The organism is Acinetobacter johnsonii (assembly GCF_048551975.1).
GTDB classification, from domain to species: domain Bacteria; phylum Pseudomonadota; class Gammaproteobacteria; order Pseudomonadales; family Moraxellaceae; genus Acinetobacter; species Acinetobacter johnsonii_A.
Map to the genome: position 1 here is coordinate 1 of NZ_JBIMCF010000319.1, position 252 is coordinate 252.

1 protein-coding gene is annotated in these 252 nt (G+C 40.1%); it reads right to left on the reverse strand.

The window, feature by feature from the left end; translation table 11 throughout:
• Positions 1 to 252: Na+/H+ antiporter subunit E (locus ACG9ZB_RS17645; protein WP_419326885.1), on the reverse strand; the 252-nt coding region annotated here is incomplete at both ends.

Genomic DNA, 252 nt, shown 5'->3' on the forward strand with positions numbered 1-252 from the left:
TTGTTTGATGTCTTGCACATCACTTTCAGTATTTTCTGTGCTAAGAGAGTGGACCAAAATATCGCCACGTTCTTGATCAATACCGGCAGAGACCGTGCCAGGCGTTGTGGTAATAATCATTGCCAGTAAAGAGTTTACTTGCTCATGTTCTGTTTCTAATGGAACACGGTACCATTTAGGATGTAATTTTTTCGGTGACCCTAATACCAGTTTAGCAACCCGAAAATTGGAAATAATAATATCCCACAAGAC